At 72.0% G+C, this 19,367-nt stretch carries 16 protein-coding genes; 6 read left to right on the top strand and 10 right to left on the bottom strand.

Annotated elements, in window-relative coordinates:
- The first annotated feature begins 19 nt into the window (after positions 1-19).
- The 3 genes from ACFWRO_RS09340 (at position 20) to ACFWRO_RS09330 (ending at position 2,824) form a co-directional block, all read left to right on the top strand.
- Entirely contained in the window at positions 20-439 is a 420-nt protein-coding gene (locus ACFWRO_RS09340; protein ID WP_384506635.1) for a Fur family transcriptional regulator, read from the top strand.
- Between the two features lie 88 nt (positions 440-527).
- Positions 528-1,619: a LuxR C-terminal-related transcriptional regulator gene (locus tag ACFWRO_RS09335; RefSeq protein WP_384506633.1), complete on the top strand. Its 1,092-nt coding sequence runs from the start codon at positions 528-530 to the stop codon at positions 1,617-1,619.
- Between the two features lie 107 nt (positions 1,620-1,726).
- On the top strand, positions 1,727-2,824 hold the full coding sequence (locus tag ACFWRO_RS09330) for a LuxR C-terminal-related transcriptional regulator (protein WP_384506630.1): 1,098 nt from the start codon (positions 1,727-1,729) through the stop codon (positions 2,822-2,824).
- A gap of 129 nt (positions 2,825-2,953) precedes the next feature.
- Here the strand turns inward: ACFWRO_RS09330 and ACFWRO_RS09325 are convergent, their stop codons facing one another.
- From ACFWRO_RS09325 to asnB, 6 genes are all read right to left on the bottom strand, one after another.
- Entirely contained in the window at positions 2,954-3,157 is a 204-nt protein-coding gene (locus tag ACFWRO_RS09325; RefSeq protein ID WP_384506627.1) for a hypothetical protein, read from the bottom strand.
- A gap of 244 nt (positions 3,158-3,401) precedes the next feature.
- Positions 3,402-4,691, bottom strand: coding sequence for a D-inositol-3-phosphate glycosyltransferase (mshA, locus tag ACFWRO_RS09320; RefSeq protein WP_384506624.1), 1,290 nt, complete (start codon positions 4,689-4,691; stop codon positions 3,402-3,404).
- A gap of 143 nt (positions 4,692-4,834) precedes the next feature.
- Positions 4,835-6,400 carry a class I tRNA ligase family protein gene (locus ACFWRO_RS09315; protein ID WP_384506621.1) on the bottom strand — a complete coding sequence of 522 codons (1,566 nt, stop codon included), beginning with the start codon at positions 6,398-6,400 and terminating at the stop codon, positions 4,835-4,837.
- A gap of 57 nt (positions 6,401-6,457) precedes the next feature.
- Positions 6,458-7,204: an SDR family oxidoreductase gene (locus ACFWRO_RS09310; protein WP_384506618.1), complete on the bottom strand. Its 747-nt coding sequence runs from the start codon at positions 7,202-7,204 to the stop codon at positions 6,458-6,460.
- A 92-nt stretch (positions 7,205-7,296) separates the two neighbouring features.
- Positions 7,297-8,235 (bottom strand): PrpF domain-containing protein, encoded by a 939-nt coding sequence (locus ACFWRO_RS09305; RefSeq protein ID WP_384506616.1) that lies wholly within the window; start codon positions 8,233-8,235, stop codon positions 7,297-7,299.
- The gene (gene asnB / locus ACFWRO_RS09300) at positions 8,232-10,079 is read right to left on the bottom strand and encodes an asparagine synthase (glutamine-hydrolyzing) (protein WP_384506614.1); all 1,848 of its coding nucleotides are present in this window, start codon (positions 10,077-10,079) and stop codon (positions 8,232-8,234) included. The genes ACFWRO_RS09305 and asnB overlap by 4 nt, the downstream gene beginning before the upstream one ends.
- Positions 10,080-10,251: 172 nt before the next feature.
- Between asnB and ACFWRO_RS09295 the strand changes: the two genes are divergently transcribed.
- Positions 10,252-10,977, top strand: coding sequence for a PIG-L deacetylase family protein (locus ACFWRO_RS09295; protein ID WP_384506612.1), 726 nt, complete (start codon positions 10,252-10,254; stop codon positions 10,975-10,977).
- Between the two features lie 31 nt (positions 10,978-11,008).
- On the opposite strand, the gene ACFWRO_RS09290 is transcribed toward ACFWRO_RS09295, so the two are convergent.
- Positions 11,009-13,927, bottom strand: coding sequence for a hypothetical protein (locus ACFWRO_RS09290; protein WP_384506610.1), 2,919 nt, complete (start codon positions 13,925-13,927; stop codon positions 11,009-11,011).
- A 200-nt stretch (positions 13,928-14,127) separates the two neighbouring features.
- Between ACFWRO_RS09290 and ACFWRO_RS09285 the strand changes: the two genes are divergently transcribed.
- A complete protein-coding gene (locus tag ACFWRO_RS09285) occupies positions 14,128-14,961 on the top strand; it encodes a hypothetical protein (RefSeq protein WP_384506608.1) in 834 nt (277 codons plus the stop codon).
- 41 nt (positions 14,962-15,002) lie between these two features.
- On the opposite strand, the gene ACFWRO_RS09280 is transcribed toward ACFWRO_RS09285, so the two are convergent.
- On the bottom strand, positions 15,003-15,716 hold the full coding sequence (locus ACFWRO_RS09280; protein WP_384506605.1) for a hypothetical protein: 714 nt from the start codon (positions 15,714-15,716) through the stop codon (positions 15,003-15,005).
- A gap of 186 nt (positions 15,717-15,902) precedes the next feature.
- Here ACFWRO_RS09280 and ACFWRO_RS09275 point away from each other — a divergent pair, with 186 nt between their 5' ends.
- Entirely contained in the window at positions 15,903-16,199 is a 297-nt protein-coding gene (locus ACFWRO_RS09275; RefSeq protein ID WP_384506602.1) for a hypothetical protein, read from the top strand.
- A gap of 16 nt (positions 16,200-16,215) precedes the next feature.
- Here the strand turns inward: ACFWRO_RS09275 and ACFWRO_RS09270 are convergent, their stop codons facing one another.
- Together ACFWRO_RS09270 and ACFWRO_RS09265 are read right to left on the bottom strand one after the other, a co-directional pair.
- Positions 16,216-17,253 (bottom strand): protein-glutamine glutaminase family protein, encoded by a 1,038-nt coding sequence (locus tag ACFWRO_RS09270; RefSeq protein WP_384506599.1) that lies wholly within the window; start codon positions 17,251-17,253, stop codon positions 16,216-16,218.
- 118 nt (positions 17,254-17,371) lie between these two features.
- Positions 17,372-19,336: a WD40 repeat domain-containing serine/threonine protein kinase gene (locus ACFWRO_RS09265; RefSeq protein WP_384506596.1), complete on the bottom strand. Its 1,965-nt coding sequence runs from the start codon at positions 19,334-19,336 to the stop codon at positions 17,372-17,374.
- Positions 19,337-19,367 lie beyond the last annotated feature (31 nt).

Genomic DNA, 19,367 nt, shown 5'->3' with positions numbered 1-19,367 from the left:
GGCGGAGAAGATGGCAGTCGTGGAAGAACTCTCGGACCGCGAGGCGGTGATCCAGCGCCTGCGCGACGTCGGCCTCCGGGTCACGGGCCCCCGCCTCGAGGTGCTCACGGTGCTCGCCTCCGCCGGCCATCTCGACGTGGAGGCGATCGCCGCCGCCGCGCGCGAACGCCTCGGCACGCTCACCAGCCAGGCCGTGTACGAGATGCTGCGGCACTTCCAGGAGACCGGCCTGGTCACCAAGTTCGACCGGCCCGGCCTGCCCGCCGTCTTCGAGGTGTCGGGGACCCCGCACCAGCACGCCCTCTGCGTCCGGTGCGGCCGTGTGGAGAACGTCGACGCGCCCGCCCCCAAGCCCCCGCGCGGCGCCCTGCCCGGCTGGCGGACGAGCGACGCCGAGATCGTCTTCAAGGGGCTGTGCCCCGACTGCGCGGCCGGTTGAACCCCGTGCGGGGCGTTCGATTTTGTGGCAGGGTCTAGCGGGGCGATTCAACGGGACCCGTACGGGTCCGGGGGGAGTCTGCTGCTCAGTGTCCAAACACGCCACCGGGACGCGTACGGGAAGCGAACAGGCTCTCGCGGTCTACCTCGAACTCCGTGCCCGGCCCACCGCCGTCTTCGACGACGTCGCGGACGGCCTCGGGCTCTCCGCCACCGACCGGCAGCGCTGCCACGCCGAACTCACCGCCCTCGGCCTGATCGAGCCGGCACCGGAACCCCCTGAGGCCCAGGCCCAGCCCACTACGCCGGAGCCCTCTGAGGCCCAGCCCCGGCCCACTCCGCCGGAGCCCCCGGAGGGTCAAGCCGTCGTCGAGCCCGATGTCGCGCTCGTACGGCTCCTCCAGCGCGAGCGCGAGCGGCTCGAGCATCGGCTCGCCGAGACCAGCCGGGCCCAGACCACCCTCGCGACGCTGGCAGGACCGTTCCTCCGGGCCGGTACGGCACCCCGCTCCGCCGTCGACGTCGAGGTCGTCGCCGACCCCGTACGCGTACGCCAGGAACTGGCCGCGCTCGGCGAGACCGTCCGCGCCTCCGTGCACTCCATGCACACGGGGTCGGTACGGCGCGAGGACATGGCCGCCGAACTGGCCCGCGACCGGGCCCTCAGCGAGCGCGGGGTGCGCGTCCACGCGATGTACAGCCGCCGGATCAGCTCCGTACCGGACATGGCGCAGCACCTGGAGGAGCGGGCCGCGCTCGGCGTGGAGATCCGGCTCTCCCCCGTCGTACCGATGAACATGGTGCTCGCCGACGAGAACTTCGCCCTGCTGCCCACCGATCCCCACGACCCGGACTCCGCCAGCCTCCTGGCGCGCGGGCCCGGCCTGGTCCGCTCGTACCTCGCCCTCTACGCGTACTGCTGGCAGGCCGCCGGCCGGTACGGCGACGAGGAGAAGCCCGAGCGCGGCGGCGACGGGCTCTCCGAGCAGCAGCGGGCGGCCCTGCGGATGCTCGCCTCCGGCATCAAGGACGAGCAGATCGCGAAGAACCTCGGGGTGTCGCTACGGACGGTCAGCCGGCTGCTCTCCGAGGTCATGCACGAACTGGGCGCCGCCAGCCGCTTCGAGGCCGGGGTGAAGGCGGCCAGGCTCGGGCTGCTCGACGGCGAGGGCGATGCGTGACGCAGGACACATCCAAGATCGGCATCTCGGCTCGTCGCCGGGCCCTGTGACAGGGTGAGGCGGGGCGGCGACTCGGACGAAGAGGACGAAGAGGGGGTCACTTCGCCATGGTCACGGACGCGGGCATCGGCACAGGCGCCGGCACTGGCACCGGCGCGGCGGACAGCGCGATCGACGCGCCCGGGCGGGATGACAACGTCCTGACCCTCTATCAGGAACTGCGCAGGCGCGGGGTGTCCGGCTTCGGCGAGGCGTACGCGGACTTACGGCTCGCGCCCGAGGAGTACGAGCGATGTCGCGACGCCCTCGTCTCGCTGGGCCTGATCGTCCCGACCGGCGCCGCGCACGCCACCGTCACCGCCGTCCAGGACGGCAGTTGGCGCTCCGACACCGATGTCGTCGCCGCGGTCGACCCCGAGATCGCGCTGCTACGGCTCCTCGAACGGGAGCGGGAGCGGCTGCGCGAGCACCTCGCCGAGGCCGACCGGGCGTACAGCACCCTGGAGACCCTGGCCGGCACCTTCCTGCGGGCCGACGCGCTGACCCGGGCGGAGGCGGAGGTCGAGGCGCTCACCGACTACCGCCGCATCCAGCAGGCGATCGAGGACATCACCGATGTGATGCAGGAGAGTTCGGCCTCCCTGCACCCCGGGACGCCCGGGCGCCAGAACCCGGAGCGGATGCTCGACCGCGACCGCCGGCAGATCGGCAACGGGGTGCGGGTCCGCGCCATCTACGGTCGACAGGAGGCGGCGCTGCCGGAGATGGCGGAGTTCCTCGGCCGGCGCGCCGAGCTGGGGGTCGAGATCCGGCTCGCCCCGTCCGTCCCGCTGAACCTGATCATCGCCGACCGGCAGTTCGCCCTCGTGCCCATCCGCCCGGAGGACCCCGGCGAGGGCGCGATCCTGGCCCGGGGCAGTGCGCTCGTACGGCCGTATCTGAGCCTGTACGAGCACTGCTGGCACACGGCCACGCCGTACGGCGACGACGCGGCTCCCGAGCGGGGCGGCGACGGGCTCTCGGAGCAGCAGCGGGCGGCGCTGCACATGCTCGCCTCGGGAATGAAGGACGAGAAGATCGCCCGCACGCTCGGGGTTTCGCTGCGGACGGTGAGCCGGATGATCTCCGAACTCATGCAGGAACTGGGCGCGTCGAGCCGATTCGAGGCGGGTGCGCGCGCGGTTCGCCTCGGCTGGCTGGACTGACCGAGGAAATTACGCGGGCCCGGACACGGGTCGGGCCCCGCAATCGCGCGCGGCGATCGCGGGGCCCGATTCGACTCCCCGGTACGAATTCCGTTCAGCAGGTGCTGAGTTGATCAGTGGGCCGGTTGGTCAGTTGACGGTCGGGGCCGGGGACGGCGGCGGGACGGGCCAGCCGTTGTCCTGACCGTCGGCCACCATGCGCGGGCCGACGGGCGCGGTGTCGTCGGGGGCCGCGACCAGCGCCGCGCCGCCGGCGACGGCCGTACAGGCCACGATCGCGACGGCGAACTGGCGGACCGTCTTCCGAATACCCGCTATACGCGCAGCAGACATGTTTCCTCCAGGAGTTGGAATGCGAATTCCGACTTCGGGGGCCCGTGCCGCCGGGAGCTCCCTGAAGACATCTCCATATTGGCCCGCACCGTGAAAGGGATCCAGAGTTTCTCCATGCGTGGATCCGCCATGGCGTGGATGCGTCAAAGTGCCAATACGCGCTCGCCGTATCGGAATTGAAGAATCCGGAGCGATCCAGAGCGATCCAGATCTATCCACACCTTTGGTCCAACCAAAACAAATGCTAGACTCGTGCGACGGCCTTCTCGTTCCTCCAGGAGAGAGGGGCCGCCGGGGCAGGGGCGTGCCGCCGCCCCTGCCCCACCGCCGCCTCGTACACCTCGACCGTCCGCGCGGCCGAGGCCCGCCAGCTCATCCCCCGGGCGTGCGCCACCGCCGCCTCCCCCATCGTCGCCCCCGCCCGGGGATGTTCCGCCAGCCACCGCAGCCGGCGGGCGTACTCCAGCGGGTCGTGGCCGCGTACGAGCAGTCCGGTCACCCCGTCCCACACCGCCGTCGGCAGCCCGCCGACCGCCGCCGCGAGCACCGGCGTCCCGCACGCCTGCGCCTCCAGGGCCACCAGGCCGAAGGACTCGCTGCGCGAGGGCACCACGAGCACATCGGCCGCCCGGTACCAGTCCGCGAGCCGCTCCTGCGGTACGGGAGGGCTGGGCCGCAGCACATCGGCGACCCCGAGCTCCCGCGCGAGCCGCCAGGCCGAACCCTCCCGGGACGCCCCCGAGTGACCCCCGACCACCGGGACGAGGAGCCTGCGGCGCAGCTCCGGGGCGAGGAACAGCAGCTCCGCCACGGCCCGTACGAGGACGTCCGGGCCCTTCAGGGGCTGGATGCGGCCGGCGTAGAGGGGTACGAAGGCGTCGGCGGGCAGCCCGAGACGCGCCCGGGCGGCGGCCCTGCCGCCCGGGGCGGGTCCGAACGTCCGCAGATCGACGCCTGGCCGTACGACCTCCGTGCGCGGTACCGCCGCCCCGTACAGCGAGGCGAGGGCGGCCGCCTCGTCGGCCGTGTTGGCGATCAACCGGTCGGCGGACTCCACCACTTGGTGCTCGCCGCGGATCCGCAGCTCGGGCTCGGGGGTGTCGCCCGCCGCGAGCGCCGCGTTCTTCACCCGGGCCAGGGTGTGCGCGGTGTGGACCAGGGGTATCCGCCAGCCGGCCGAGGCGATGCGCCCGGCCTGCCCGGAGAGCCAGTAGTGGGAGTGGACGATGTCGTAGCGGGCGCTCTCCTTGAGCAGGGCGAGCGAGAACGGTACGACGAGCCCGGGCATGGCCTCCTTGGGGAGCGCCCGGCGCGGCCCGGCGTGCAGATGCCGGACCCGGACCCCGGGGGCGAGCTCGACCAGCGGGGGCCGGCCCTCGCCCCGGCAGCGGGTGAACAGGTCGACCTGGGCGCCCTGTTCGGCGAGTGCTCGGGAGAGTTCGACCATGTAGACGTTCATGCCACCGGCGTCCCCGGTGCCCGGCTGGTGCAGCGGGGAGGTGTGGACGCTGAGCATGGCGACGCGCAGGGACACGTGGGGCTCCTGGGGAGGCGGGCCACGTGCCCCCGCGCGTCGCGCGCGCACGGTCCACGCGGCAGGGATGGGTGGGACGGCGCTGGGGTGGGGGGCGCTTGAGGGGATTGCCTTGGGGGCGCTTGGGGAACTCGGGTGAGCCGTCAGAAGCCGAAGACCGGTCCCGACGGCGGGGCGAGACGCGTACCGGGCGCGGGTGGGGTGAGCGCCGTCGCGTCGATCGGGCCGCCCGGCTCGGTCTTGAGCGCGGCGGCCAGTCGGTCGGCGCCCTCCGGCATCACCGGACGCGCCCAGGCCGAGAGCGCCGCTGCGACCGCCAACTGGGCGGCGAGGGCGGGAAGATGGGGGCACGTGGTGCTGGGCCGGCAGCGTTCGTGGGCGTTGACGTGGCCGAAGTCGGCGACCGAGCGGACCATCTCGTCGAGGACGGCGACCGCGCGGCGCGGGTCGAAGGCATCGGGGCCGTACGCCTCGCGCAGGTCCTCCACCGCCCGGCGCAGCCGCCGTTCCAGGACCTCCCAGCCGGTGCCGCCGGGCAGCGCTTGCGGGGTGAGACCGGCGCACTCCTCGCGTACGGCGGTGAAGAGCCGGGCGAGCCAGCTGTTCCAGCTCTCGTCGAGCTCGTGGCGGGCCGCGGCGAGGCGGTCCCGGTGGAAGACCGTTCGGCGGCCCAGCGGGCGGGCCTGGAGCACGTGCCGGCGCAGGGTGTCGGAGCCGTACTCGGTGAGCAGGTCGAGCGCCCAGACGTTGCCCTCCTGGACGCCCTCCTCGACGACGTACGACTCGTTGACGCAGAAGTCCTGCGGCAGCTTGATGTCCTGGGCCAGGAGCAGCACCGGCAGCAGCACGGCGTGGCAGAAGGCGTGCCCGAAGCCGCAGAAGTGGATGGTGCGGCGCGGCAGCGGGCCCTTGGTGTCGTAGCCGAAGAGGTGCATGGCGGCGGCCTCGAAGCAGCCGTCGATCCGGTGCTCCGGGAAGCCCTCGACGGGCACCTGGAGCCCCCACTCGGCCGGGTGGCCGACGGCGATGTCCGGCAGCCCGTCCTCCACGAGCGACTCACACAGCGCCGCGAGCCGGGGCGGGAGGCCGGCGGTGGCCCAGTAGTCGGCGAGCGCCTCGCGGAACGGTTCGAGGGGGACGTAGAGCCGGCGGCAGCGGCGCGACAGGGCGGGCGTCTCGCAGAGCGAGCAGCGGGCCTGGATCAGGTCGCCGCCGTCGTTGGGGCGCGCGCACTCGTGGCACATCCCGCCGCCGCTGACCGCGCCGCAGTGCGGGCAGGTGCCGGTGACGTGGGCGCCGTGCAGCCAGCGCTCGCACGGCTCGCAGTAGGGCAGCAGGCGCGTGCGGGGCGCGATGACCCCCTGCGCGTACAGCCGGCTGAAGAGCTCCTGCACCCAGCGGCCGTAGCCCCGGTCGCGGCGCGGGCGCACGATGTGGTCGAACTCCACCCCCGAGCGCAGCCAGTCGGCGGTGATCGCGGAGCGGTAGCCCTCGGCGACCTCCTCGGGCTTGCGGTGCAGCCGCAGCGCGCGGACCTCGACGGAGCTGGCGTGGTCGGCGGTGCCGGTGGTGAACCGCACGGGCTCGCCCTCGGCGCGCAGGAACCGGGTGAGGACGTCGGCGGCGACGTACGGCCCCGCGAGATGACCGATGTGCAGTTCGCCGTGGGTGGCCGGAGGGGTCGCGGTGATCCAGACGGGGGTGGTCATGGGACCTCCTTGATGAGCTGCTGGGTGCTGCTCCGAGGCTCAGCGGGGTTCAGCGGTTCAGCGGGGTTCGAAATGGAAGGAGCGGATGAAGCAGTCACGGGGCTGCTCGACGGCGTAGACGACGCATTCGAAAAGGGCCTGCGTGGTGAGCTTCTCGTCGGGGCCTATTCCGTCCGCCGATGTCACTCCCTCCCATTCCGCGAACCTCGGGTCCGAGGTGGAGAAGTCGGGCGGGTAGAGGGAGAAGACGCGGACGCCGGAGGGACGCAGTCGGCGCGCGAGAATGTCGGCGAAGCCCGCCTGCGCGCTCTTCGCCGCCCAGAACGCCTCGTGCGCGCCGCCGGTGGCCGCCGAGGCGCCCTCGGCGTCGCGGACGGCCACCATGTTGACGATGTCGGGCCGGTGCGAGCCGCGGAGCAGCGGCAGGAAGTGCTTGACCATCAGGACCGTGCCGCCCGCCGTCGACTCGATCGTCTCGACGATCTCCTCGTCGCCCGCCGCCTCCAGGTCCATGGCGTCGAGCCAGCGGGCGCCGTTGTTGACGAGCAGGTCCACGCGGTCGGTGCGCTCGCCGACCTGGGCGGCGAACGCGCGGATCTCGGCGGGCCGGCTCAGATCGCAGCCGAAGGCGTGGATGCGGTCGCGGGCGGACCCCATGACTTCCGTACGGGTGCGCTCGGCGGCCTCGACGGTACGGGCCGACACATAGACCTCGGCGCCGAGATGGGCGAATCCGACGGCGAGGGCGCGGCCGAAATAGCGGGAGGCTCCGGTCACGACGACACGCAGGTTCTCGAATTTCATTCTGGTCCGCTCTCCCCATGAATACCGATTTCCGGTCGTCATTCAGCGTGGCAGAGGAAAGGCGGCGCGGGCCCGGTGAGAGGGGTGCGCATTCACGCCGTTGCGTGGATACGCCAGGGCAGTTCGAGCCGTTCGAGCACGGTGGCGCGCTTGTGCCGTACGGCGACGTGGCCGACCCCGGCGGAGACGCTGACGGTCCGCCCGCCGGGCGTCCGCACGGGCCGTCCGGCGAGGTCGGGTACGACGGTCCCGGGCAGCGCCCCGGCGGCGGCGAGGGCGGCGGCCCCGGTGAGCGCGAGGCGGGGGTGCCAGCCGCCGACGGTGAGGGCGCGGACGGCGAGCGCGCTTTCCTCGGCCCTGAACGCGGCGACCTTGGGCAGCGCGGAACCCTCGTCGTACCCGAGGAGCCGGGCCGCGTGGGCGCGCAGCGCGAGCAGGGCGTGGCGGACGTCTTCCCCGGCCCGGAAGAGCGCGCGGCCGGTCGGGACGCCGAGGTGCCGGGCGTCCACGAAGACGTACGGGTTCCCGTACCGGACGACGGACACGGGCAACCCGCCGACGATGTCGACCGGGCGGCCGGTGGGGAGCGTGCCGGGGGCGGTGGGGGCGCGGAGGAAGGCGAGGGTGGTCTCCCCGGGCCCTTCAGGGGTGCAGCGGACGAGGTCGCCCGTCGTCAGCGCATGGACTGTGACCGGGCCGGGGCGGGCTGCGGCCACCACGCAGGCGAGGAGGGAGTGGCCGCACCCGGCGCGGAAGTCGAAGCCGCCGCCGGGGAGGGCCTGCACGAAGCGGTAGTCGAGGTCGGCGCCCGGGCGGGGGCGGACCGAGGGGCCGTACAGCGCGATCTTGTCCACGCGCGCGTACGGCGTGCCGGCCAGAACGGCCCGCAGGGCAGCAAGTTCGCGGGTGACCGCCAGCGCGCCCGGCGGCAGGCGCTCGACCTCGACGACGAGCGTCGGGCCGGGCGCATCCTCGGCGCGCACGACGGCGACCTCGACGAGCGAGGAACCGTACGAAAGGCCCGCTCTCACGCCACGCAACCCACCGGGATCCGCATCCCCTGCACCACGTCCGTCCACAGCTCGTGGACGGCGAGCGCCCAAAGGGCCTGGGCGTCCCGCTGGTTGGGGCGTTCCAGCTGGCGCGCGAGGAGCCCCCGCACGCGGTCGGCGCGGAGCTTCCCGCCGAGGACGAGGCGGGCCGGCGAGAGGAGGTCGCGGACCGTGTCGAGGAGCGGGCTGCCCGGGGTCAGCATCGCCGCGACGGGGAGCGTGAACGGCTGCTTGGGCCGGGCGAGCACCGACGCCGGCAGGAGCTCGCGCCCCGCCTCGTACAGCGCCCGCTTGCCGCGCAGCGCCCCCGGGGGCAGTGCGCGCGCGTGCGCGACGACCCCGGGCTGGCAGAACGGCAGCCGGGTCTCCACGGCCCAGGCCATCGACAGGTGGTCGACGCGCCGCAGGTGGTACGCGGGCAGCCGCCAGCGCGTCTCGAAGGCGGTCAGCGCCGTGGCCCGGTCGGGGCCGCACGCGCGCAGCTCCTGCTCGATCCGGTCGGCGGCGGAGCCGTGTTCGGCGATGTAGGCGCGGTACGCGGGCGTGTAGAGGTGCTCGCGCAGCAGCCGGGGCGCGGCCGAGAGCGCGTCGACGTAGCCTCCGACCCACTCGCCCTCGGGCGCCTCCAGGGCGGCCCGCATCCGCTCGTACCCGCCGAACAGCTCGTCCGCCCCGTCCCCGGCGAGCGCGACCGTGAAGCCGGCCTCCCGTACGGCGCGGAACAGGGCGTACGTCGAGAGGGCGATCGGGTCGGCGTTGGGCTGCCCGAGATGGCGGACCGTACGGGTCAGGAGCGAGCCGAACTCGTCCGGATCCAGGGCGACTTCGTGGTGGACCGTACGCGCGCGGCGGGCGACGGAGCGGGCGTGGGCGGCCTCGGAGTCGGGCCAGCGGCCGCGGTAGGTGAGGTGGAAGGTGTGCAGCGGCGGCGCGTCGGTCTCGCGGGCGTACTCGGCGGCGAGGGCCGTGACGAGCCCCGAGTCGAGCCCGCCGCTCGTGATCGCGCACACGGGCAGCTCGGACTCGGCGAGCCTGCGCACCTCCCGCCGCAGCACGTCCTCCGTACCGAACCCACTGTCCACAGAGCCCCGGTGCGGGGCCCGGCGCCGTACGAGCGGGCGGCAGCCCGGCCGTACGACGGCGGTGGCGCCCGGCGCCAGGACCTCGATGCCGTCGAGCGCGGTCCGGGAGGAGAAGGAGGTACGGGTGGCGAGGACCGTGTCGAGGGAGTCCTCGCGCGGGGCGATCCGTACGCCCTCGAAGGCGAGCAGGGCCGGGATCTCGGAGGCGAACCGTGTGGAGCCGTCTGCCGGGTCGTGGTGCCAGTGGACCGGTTTCATGCCCATGTCGTCGACGGCGAGGACGAGTTGGGTCCGGCCGGGCCTGAGGTCGAGGACGGCGACGGCGAACATGCCCTCCAGGTGCTCGGCGAACGCCGGGCCGTACTCGGCGTAGAGCGCGGGAAGCACCGTGCCGTCGCAGCGGTCGGGGAAGCGGTGGCCCCGGGCGGCGAGGTGCGGGCGCAGCTCGGTGTGGTTGTAGATCTCGCCGTTGAGGACGGCGAGGATGCCGGGCAGGTGCGGAAGCCGGTACGGCTGCTGTCCGCCGCAGGGCTCGGTGACGGCGAGCCGGTCGCAGCCGAGGGACCAGCCGGCCCCGCTGAGCACCTGGTGTTCGTCGGGGCCGCCGTGGCGCTGGCGCGCGGAGACGGCGGCGAGTTCGGCCGCGTCGGGCCGGGCGGCTCGGGCGATGGCGGCACCCGCCCCGGCGCCGCCTGCCCCTGCCCCTGCGCCTGCGGCGAAGGAGCCGAAGATCCTGCACATGACGGTCGCCTCCGGGTCGTCTGCATCCCATGCATCCCATGCACGGAATGCACCCCTGTCCCACCCACTTATTTGAACGTACCAAGTTTTTGAATGGCGCGTAAGTGCCATGTCCAGTTCACGCCACGGCTTGGCCTTGCGACGCCCCCGCCCCCACCAACACGCTGGCCCCATGGAGGACTTCAACCGCACACCCCCCGAGTCCCTGCTGGTGGTGGCCGCGCACCCGGACGACATCGAGTTCTGCGTCAGCGGCACGGTCATGCGGTGGATCGAGCACGGCACCCGCGTCACGTACTGCATCGTCACGGACGGCGACGCGGGCGGTTACGACGCGCGGCTCCCGCGCCAGGCGATGGCGGACCTGCGCCGTGCCGAGCAGGTCCACTCCGCGAAGCTCAGCGGCGTCGCGGACGTCCGTTTCCTCGGCTACCCCGACAGCTTCGTGGAGCCGAGCGTGGAACTCCGCCGCGACCTGTGCCGGGTCATCCGCGAGGTACGCCCGCAGCGGGTGGTCATCCCGTCCCCCGAGATCAACTGGGCCCGCGCGGCGGACCTCCACCCGGACCACCGCGCGGTCGGCGACGCGGGCCTCCGCGCGGTCTACCCGGAGGCCCGCAACCCCTTCGCGCACCCCTCCCTCCTCAAGGAGGAGGGCCTGGAGCCGTGGACCGTCCACGAGCTGTGGCTGATGACAGGACCGACGCCCAATCAGTACGTGGACGTCACCACGGTCTTCGACCGCAAGGTGGAGGCCCTGCGCATCCACACCTCGCAGACGGCCCACTTCGACGACCTGTCGGGCCTGTTACGGACCTGGCTGGCCGAACACGCCACGGCTGGAGGCCTGCCGCCGGGCCGGATGGCGGAGGCCTTCCAGATCGTCCACATCGACTGAGCGGCAGCTGTCCGCTATTCCGTCAGTTCCGTCAGTACACCTCGATCACATTGGTGTTGATGCCGAGCATGACGTGGACGATGTCCCCGTAGCGCGACAGGTCCGGCTGGTCCGCCGGCAGCGCCAGGGTCTCCTGCGCGTAGAGGGCCGCGGCCCGCACGGTGCCGAGCACCGGGTCGTGGGCCGGCTTCGGGCTGATGACCGTGCCGGCGTTGATGCGCCGCTCGGCCAGGTTGAGGTAGGTGGCCAGGAGCTGCTTCCTCAGCTCGCTCCCACGCAGCATGTCCTCCGCGAACGCCGCCCGGATCTCCGCGGCCGACAGGGCCCCGTCCCGGTCGGTGTCGTAGCGCTGGTCGGTGGCCTGGATCCGCGCGAGCAGTTCGGCGGTCCACATCGCCGGGTGGGCCTGCCAGAACTCGTACGGCAGCGGGTTCCGGGTCGGCGGCTCGGCCGTGACCGTCGTCCGGGCCGAGGCCGTGACCGGGGTGAAGGCGCAGGACCCGCCGGCGTTCCCGTAGCTGACGGACACCGTGTCCGTGTAGGCCGTGCCCGAGGGGGCCAGGAGCGACGACCGGGCGCTGAAGACGATCTTCTGGGCGCCGGAACGGCCGGGCAGGTCGTCGACGTTCCAGACGAGCGTGCGGGAGCCGTCGGCGTTGACCGTGACCGTGCTCGGCTTCGGCCCGGCGCCGCTGTCGAGCTCCGGGCTGTAGTGGAGGCCGGCCGGCAGCGTGTCGGTCACGGTGACGCCGGAGGCGGCGCCGCTGCCGGTGTTCTCGTACGTGAGGGTGTACGTGATGGCCTCGCCGGCCGCGGCCGTCGCGGGCCCCGTCTTGTCCACCGTAAGCGCGGGGGCGTGGACGGTGGTCGTGGCCTGCGCGGTGTTGTCGTCGGTGTACGGGTCGGGCACGCCGTTGGTGTCGGTTCCGGTGACGGTGACGCGGTTGGCGAGGACCGTGCCGTCCTTGGTGTCGCACGGCACGTTGTAGGTGAAGGCCGGTGTGACGGTGATGCTCTCGCCGTTGGCCAGGTCGGGCAGCGCCCGCTGCTGCGTGGTGCCGTCCGGCAGCGTGTCGGTGACGTTGACGGCGGTGGCGGTACCGGGCCCGAGGTCGGTCACGGTCGTGGTGTACGTGATGGCGTCCCCGCCGACCGCGTCGGTCCGGTCGGGCGACTTGGTGATCTTCAGGTCGGCCTTCTGGGACATGGCCAGGACCAACGCCTCGGTCAGCTCCACCGGCAGCTCGCCGCGCGGGCCGTTGCCGAAGAACGCGACGTCGAGACGGGGGTTGTACTGGATGTTGGCCCAGTCGTCGTATCCGTTGAGGATCTGCCCCGGTTCCCGGTAATTGCAGGCGGACTGGACGTAGTTGACGTCGGAGATGGCCGAGGTCTCCCGGTCCCCGTTGAACTCGTTCCAGTCGATGTTGCCGTTCGTCGCGGGACGGACCCTGGTCCTGCCTTCGACTCCGTACACGGTGTTCCGGGCGGGTGGGCCGGGCGTCCCGTAGAGCCCGTTGTTCTCGTTGAGACGGAACTCGTCGAGTTGTGTGTCGGCCGTCAGGCCGAGGGCGGTGCCCCTGGCGGCGCTGGTGAAGTCCAGGGGTCTGGTCTTGTCCAGGACCGCGAAATTGAGCGTGTAGTTCATGACGCTGAGGTAGTTGGGCTTGCAGTTGATGGAGTCGCCGCCACCGTGTCCCAGGCCCAGGGTGTGTCCGAGCTCGTGCATGAACGTGGAGGCTTCGGCGGGCCTCCACCCACCGGCCTCGTCGATCGTGGAGCCGCGGAAGGAGCCGAGCGTCACCACGAAGTCGTTGCCACCCCGCCGAGTGTCGCCGTCGTACTCCGCGATCCCCCCCGACGTGGGGTACTCGGCGTAGCTGTCGCCGAAGAGCATGTAGCGGTACACCAGGCGCTTGGCGTTCAGGATGTTCACGCAGTTGGGCTGTGCGCGGTCGGCGGCGGTGCCGAAGTGCCCCGAGCAGGCCGCGGGTTGCTGGACGACCGGGTTGCCGTTCTTGATGTCGTTGAAGTCGTCCAGCGCGCCCGGGCCGTCGGACTCGAACTTGAACTCGTCCACCGACGGTACGGTCTCGTCCTCCACCGCGTGGAGGGCGACGCCCTGGTACTTGGTCCTGGAGGGTTCGGCCGGGTCGGGGTACGGGTCGACAGGTGCGTTCGCGAAGACCTGGACCACGTCGTCCAGAGCTCCCGCCTGCGGCTTGTTCTCGGCCATGTAGTCGACCTCGACGAACAGGTCCTTGCGGTACGGCAGGGCCCTGTACGGCGCGTCGCCGAGCGGGAGGTCGACCGTGCCGTCGCCGTTGTGGTCGAGGCCCCGGCCCGGGGTCTCCCAGGCGTCCATGATGCCGTCGCCGTCGCTGTCCGTGCGTTTCGAGCGTTCGATACAGGACGGGGTGGTGATGGTGAAGTACCCCCGGGCGGAGTCCTCGCCACCCGTCTCGCTCTCCCCCGCGAGCGTCGGGATGCCGGCGCCCTGTCGAGTGGTCAGACCGCCGCCGGTGAAGACGCAGGTGTTCATGTCGAACTTGAGGTCCAGGTCGTCCTGGCCCCGGACCCAGTTGATGATGTCGTCAGCACTGCCGTCGTCCTGGTCCCACAGCTCGATGTGGATGTCGACGGGACTACGCGTCGTGTCCACGGTCTTCTTGTGCACCCAGTCGGTGCGGATGTCGTCCCCGTGGGCGCAGCAGTAGTCGTCCTTGCCGTCGTACAGGCCCTGATGGTCGATCTCGAACTTCGGGTAGTAGTCGTTTCCGCAGGCCTCGCCGTCGCCTTCGTTGCACGACAGCTCGACGACGCGGTACAGACTGACGGTGATCTCCTCGGTCGCGGCCTGGGCCGGAGTCGCCCCGAGGGCCGTGACCCCGGCCAGCATCAGCAGGAGGGCGACGAGGGAGCCGAGGGACCGACGGACTCTTGGCGACATGCGGCGTCCTCCTGAGGACCGAAGCCGACACAAAGCGAGAAAAATATGACAAACGCATAGTCGGTACGAGCACTCCGCCTCCCGCCCCGACACGCCGCGACCAGGCCAACCCGACCCGTTCGGACGCAGAGCGGCTCATCCGGCCGGGTAAGGTGCTCGCTGTTGTTTTGGGGAGACACAGTGCCTCGGGGGGATGCCGGATGAGCGGGACACGACAGATATCGGGTGATCGGCGTACGGCCGGAGGAGCGCTGCGCGCGTTCCTGACCCGCTCGGCGGGGAACCCCGGCGACGAGTTCGGCCTGGCCCCCGTCGAGGACGGTCTGGTGAGCCGGATCCAGCTCGCCCGGACGGTGCTCGGTCTGGTCGCCGCCGTCGGGCTGTTCGTGGCGTACCCCCTGAGCAGCGACGGGGAGGACTACGTGCTCGGCAAGCTCCTGGAACTGGGGCTTGCGTGCGGGATCCTGCTGGTCGGGACCGTCATCGGCATCATGGTGTTCCTCGCCGCGAGCACCCGGGACAGGCGCCGCCACTTCGCGGCGCGGCTGCACACTCCGATCCTGGCGGCCCTCGCGCTCGCTCTCGGCCCCTTGGCGCTGTGGGTGTCCGTCCTGACCATAAAGGGCGAGACGGTCAACGCCGACGACCTGAAGGGCTTCTTCGAGTCGATCACCGGCCCCGGGTGGATCTCCACGATCGTGGCGTTCCTGGTCCTGGTCGTCGGCGCGGTCGCGGCCCTCGTCGTGCTGATCGCCTCGATCCCGTACACGGTCGTCGTCGCCTACATCTGCGTCGCCACCTGCTTCCGCGCCTCGGACGTGCACCAGCTGCTGCCGGCGATGCTCGCTCCGCTCCTCGTCTGGTCGCTCTTCGCCTTCCAGCTGTTCAACGGCCCCGACATCGCCGCGCCGCCGGAGGTGCTGTACGGCTTCATGGTCGGCGGCCCGCTGTCGGTGACCGCGCTCTCGGTCTGGGAGGTACGGCGCCTGCGCAACCACCACGGCATAACGCTGCGGGCGGCGCTGGGGCGCTGAGCCCGGCCCGACTGAATGCCCGGCTGCTGCCCAGCTTCTGCCTAGCTGATGATCCAGTCGCCGGTCGGCTGAAGGACGGCCTGCTGGGTGAAGGTGCCGTCGAAGGGGAGCTCGGCCGTGGCCTCGATCTCCTCGACGTCCAGCACCTCACCGCGGGTGTACGTGCCGGCGGCGATCCAGTACTGGGGGTGCGGCGTGAACACCAGGTCCGCACCGGGATCGGCCTGCGCGGCGAAGACCGGGGCGGAGGACATCCCGATGCCGACGGAGGCGGTGTCCTGCGGCACGGTGGCGAGGACGTCGATGCCGAGGGAGCCCACCTGCGGGGCGCCGGAGGTGGCGGGCACGAACCCGTACTTCCCGTTGTCGAACCCGAACCCGGTCCCGTTCAGGGACTGGTCGTCCGGGTCGGCGGCCAGCTGGTCCCAGTGCGAGAACACGATGCCGGGCGTGAGCGTGCCGGTCGGCGCCCAGACGAAGCTGTAGACCTCGGACCAGGTGAAGGTCACGTGCCCGCCCGGCCGGCAGGGCGCGAGCAGCCAGGCGAGCGAGAACGCACTGGGAACACCGAGGCCGACCGCCCTCTGGTAGAGGCAGACGGTCTGGAACTGGGTGGAGTTGTTGTGGGCCGTGACGGTGTAGGCCGTCGCGGCGGCGGCCTGCGGCGCACCGAGGACACCCAGACACGCGGCGCCACCGGCGACGGCGAGGAACCGCCGCCGGGAGAGTGCGGATTCCTGCTCGGACGGGGGCACGCCGGCCTCCTCGGGGCGAGAGTGAAGGTCACCGCCAGCCTCGCCCGCGCGACCACGCGCCGCAGGGCGGGGGGCGTGCCGGGTCGGCCGTACGGTCGCGCGACTTCACCCACTCGTGGCGCGGAGTATCGAGGACGTACGCCCCGCCGAGAGGTCGTAGGCCCGTGCCAGGCCTACGATCGGACCATGACCGCCGCACTCTCCCTCTGGTCCCGGGACTCCGTCCTGTCCATCGGCTCGGTGGGATCCGTCCTGTCCATCGGCTCCGTCGGCTCGGCGCTCTCCGTCGGCTCCATCGGCTCGGCCGCGTCCGTCGCCTCGGTCGGCTCCTGGCTCAGCGCCGGCTCGCTCCTGTCCGCCCAGTCCTGCTGGTCGGTCATGTCCTGGCGCTCGCGGGGCGGGATCATGGCGGCGGGGGCGCTGGGGGCGGTCACCGTCGGCGGCGCCGCGCTCCTGCTGGCCTCGCGCGCGCGGAGGCGGTGAGGAGCGACGGGGAGTCTCAGCCCATGTACTCCACGGCGCTGTTGGCGTCCGGACGGTTGTCCTGACCCGGCTTGCCGAGGAATCCCCAGGCGGTCTGATGGACGTCCGTGTCCACGTCGACCTGGACGCGCCTGGCCCACTCGCTCAGTTCGAGCGGACCCGAACGGGAGAAGACGGGGTCGATGACCAGGACCCCGTTCGCGGTCGTCACCGAGGCCGCGACGTGGTGGTTCCACTGGTGATCCGTGTGCAGCCGGGCCCCCGACGAGGTGGCCCACTGCTTCGAGAGATGGTGGGCGGCGAACGCCGGCGAGGCCTCGGCGAACGCCAGGCAGATCGCGTGGGCCCGGTCCTCACAGCCGTCCTCGCCCACCTGGGCCCCTGCACCGCCGAACGCGGGCTGCAGTTGGGACCACAGGGCTTGGACGTTCTCCAAGGTCGGAAGCCCCTGGGACGGGAACTCCTGCGCGAGATAGCCGAGCTGCGCGTCGAGCCTGCTCAGGTAGTTCCTCTTCGAAGGACTGTCAGATTTCGCACTGATGAGCCGGATGGCCTCGTTCACGGTCTCCACCGACATCATCGGGGCCAGGTTCCGAAGGATGCTGATCATCTCCAGCTTGTCCTCGGCGGCTCTCACGGCGCGCTCGGGGGCGTTCTGCTCGTCCATCCTCTCCAGGAGGTTCATGGTGTTGGTCTGCTGCTCACCAAGCCGTGCGACGTACTCCGCCGAGAACTGTTCCTCCAGCTCCTCCTCGGAGGAGGACTCCATGTCCTCGGAGGACGACTCGGCCTCCCGCATGTGCTTCGAATCGTCCTGCTGCTCCGCCGTCGGGGACACCCTCCGCTTGCGGCCCGCCGGCGCCTCCATGCGCTGGACCGCCGCGGTGACCGCCGCGTTCCCCCAACTGCTCTGCAGCGGGGACAGGTCCGCGGTGCGACCGGGCTGAAGGAGCCCCGGCCCGGCGGTCACGGCCTCGGCGCGGTCCCCGGCCGCACGCGACGACTCGGGCGCCGTCCCTTGCTTGCGCCTCTCATCCCGAGCCGACCTGCGCATCGACCGCTCCTTCCTTCGCCCTTGGACAGGGTGCTGCCCCTGCATCCTCACCGCCTTCGGCGGTGCGTGTCGCCGCCCGCGAGGGCAGACCTGCGGGCAATCCGGCTTCCTGCGGGCGTCAGTTACGGCGGTAGAGCTCGACGGCGCCCTCCCGGCCCAGGGCGACGGTCCGGCCGTCGGGGCTGAGGGCCACCGCGTCGGCCCTGGCCCCGTCCTTGATCATCTGCCGCTCGGTACGGCTCACGGGGTCCCACAGCTGGAGCCTGTCGCCGGCGGTGACCGCCACCGTTCCGTCGCCGCTGAACGCGACGGCTCTGGCGAGCAGACTGAAGCCCGTGAAGGCGGTGCGCTTGCGCGTGGTGATGTCCCACTGTTCGAGATCCTCGGCGGCGAGGCCGTACAACGTCGTGCCGTCAGGGCTGAACGCCAACCCCTCCATCCAGCCGTCCCTGCCTTCCGGGGCATCACGCAGAACGACCGGTGGCTTGCCCGACACCAGATCCGACAGCATGACGCCTTCGTCGTACGTCCCGATGGCCAGGGTCTTGCCGTCGGAGGAGAACGCGAGCGCCGTCACCCCGCCGCCGGACCAGTCGAGGGTGGCGACGAGCTCGCGGGTACGGACGTCCCAGAGCCACATCGCACGCGTGGCACCTCCCCCCGTGGCGAGCATGGCTCCGTCCGGGCTGAAGGCGAGGGTCGACACGTACTGGCCGAGGCTCTCGGGAATCAGCGGTGCCTTCGGGACCGTGAGTGTCGCGCGCACCCGTTGAGTGGTCGTGTCCCACAGCCGGATGGTGCGGTCGTTGCCCGCGGAGGCAAGGGTCTTGCCGTCGGGGCTGAAGACGACGGCTCCGGTGTTGTAGCCGCCCGGGACGAGCGTGTCGGCCACGGGGGCGGTCGCGAAATCCGCGCTGGTCCAGAGGTAGATGGTGCCCTCCGCCGCCCCTGCGGCGATCGTCTTGCCGTCGGGACTGTAGGCCAGCGACTGGATCCGCTCCTCCGGGCCGCTGAGGGTGAGGGTGGGGAGCGTCGCGAACGGCCCGTCACCGGCCTTCCCGTTCCCGCCTCCGTCGCCGCCCCGGCTCGCGAGCTCCGCGATCGCGGGCCCGCCGACACCGACGACCACCGCGAGCCCGCCGATCAGCAGCCTGCGACGGCTGGGAGTGGACACCGAAGCGGGCGCGGGCGCGTCGACCGGCTGATCCAGCACGGTCGGGGTCCGGTTGACGACTCTCGGGACGTCCGGCGTACGCAGCCTCTCCAGCCTCCCCAGCCTCTCCAGCCACTCCGCCGTCGCCGCCGCGTCCGGTCGCTCGGCCGGCGACTTCGACATCAGCGCCGACAGCAGCTCGGCCAGCGGCCCCGCGTGCACGGACCGGGGCGTCGGCTGGGTGAGGACGGCCACGATGATCGCGGTCAACGACGGCCCGTCGAACGGCGGGCGGCCCTCCAGCGTCGCGTAGAGGGTCGCGCCGAGCGCCCACATGTCCGCCGCCGGCCCCACCGGCTTGCCCTCCAACTGCTCGGGCGGCATGAACTGCGGCGTACCGATGACCGTGTTCGTACGGGTCAACTGCTGCGTGGAGTCCAGGACTCGGGCGATCCCGAAGTCCGTGATGACCGGCCGGTCGCCGTCGGCAAGCAGCACGTTGTCCGGCTTCATGTCCCGGTGCACGACCCCCGCCGCGTGCGCGTGCGCCAGCGCGTCCACCAGCGTCGCGGCGATCGCCGCCGTACGCTCCCACGGCAGCCGCCCCTCACGGGCGAGCAATCCCGCCAACGAGGGCCCGCCGACAAACTCCATGACGATCCACGGCGCGCCCTCGTACTCCGTCACGTCGTGCACGGTCACGATGCCCGGATGCCGCAGCCGGGCCGCGGTTCGCGCCTCCCGCTCGGTACGGGCGATCAACTCGGCGCGCAGCTCGGTCGGTACGGCCTCGAAGAGGACCTCCTTGACCGCCACCTCACGGTCAAGCACCTCGTCACGGGCCCGCCACACACGACCCATGCCCCCGCGCCCGACCGCCTCGACCAAGCGATAGCGCCCGCTGACCAGCTGACCCGCAGCCCCCGGCATGCCAACTCCCCCGTATGCAAAAGGATATCGA

This window comes from Streptomyces sp. NPDC058579, assembly GCF_042718575.1.
In the GTDB taxonomy this organism is placed as follows: Bacteria; Actinomycetota; Actinomycetes; order Streptomycetales; family Streptomycetaceae; genus Streptomyces.
Note: the sequence above shows the minus strand (reverse complement) of the source record. Positions and strands in the feature narration are given on the sequence as shown.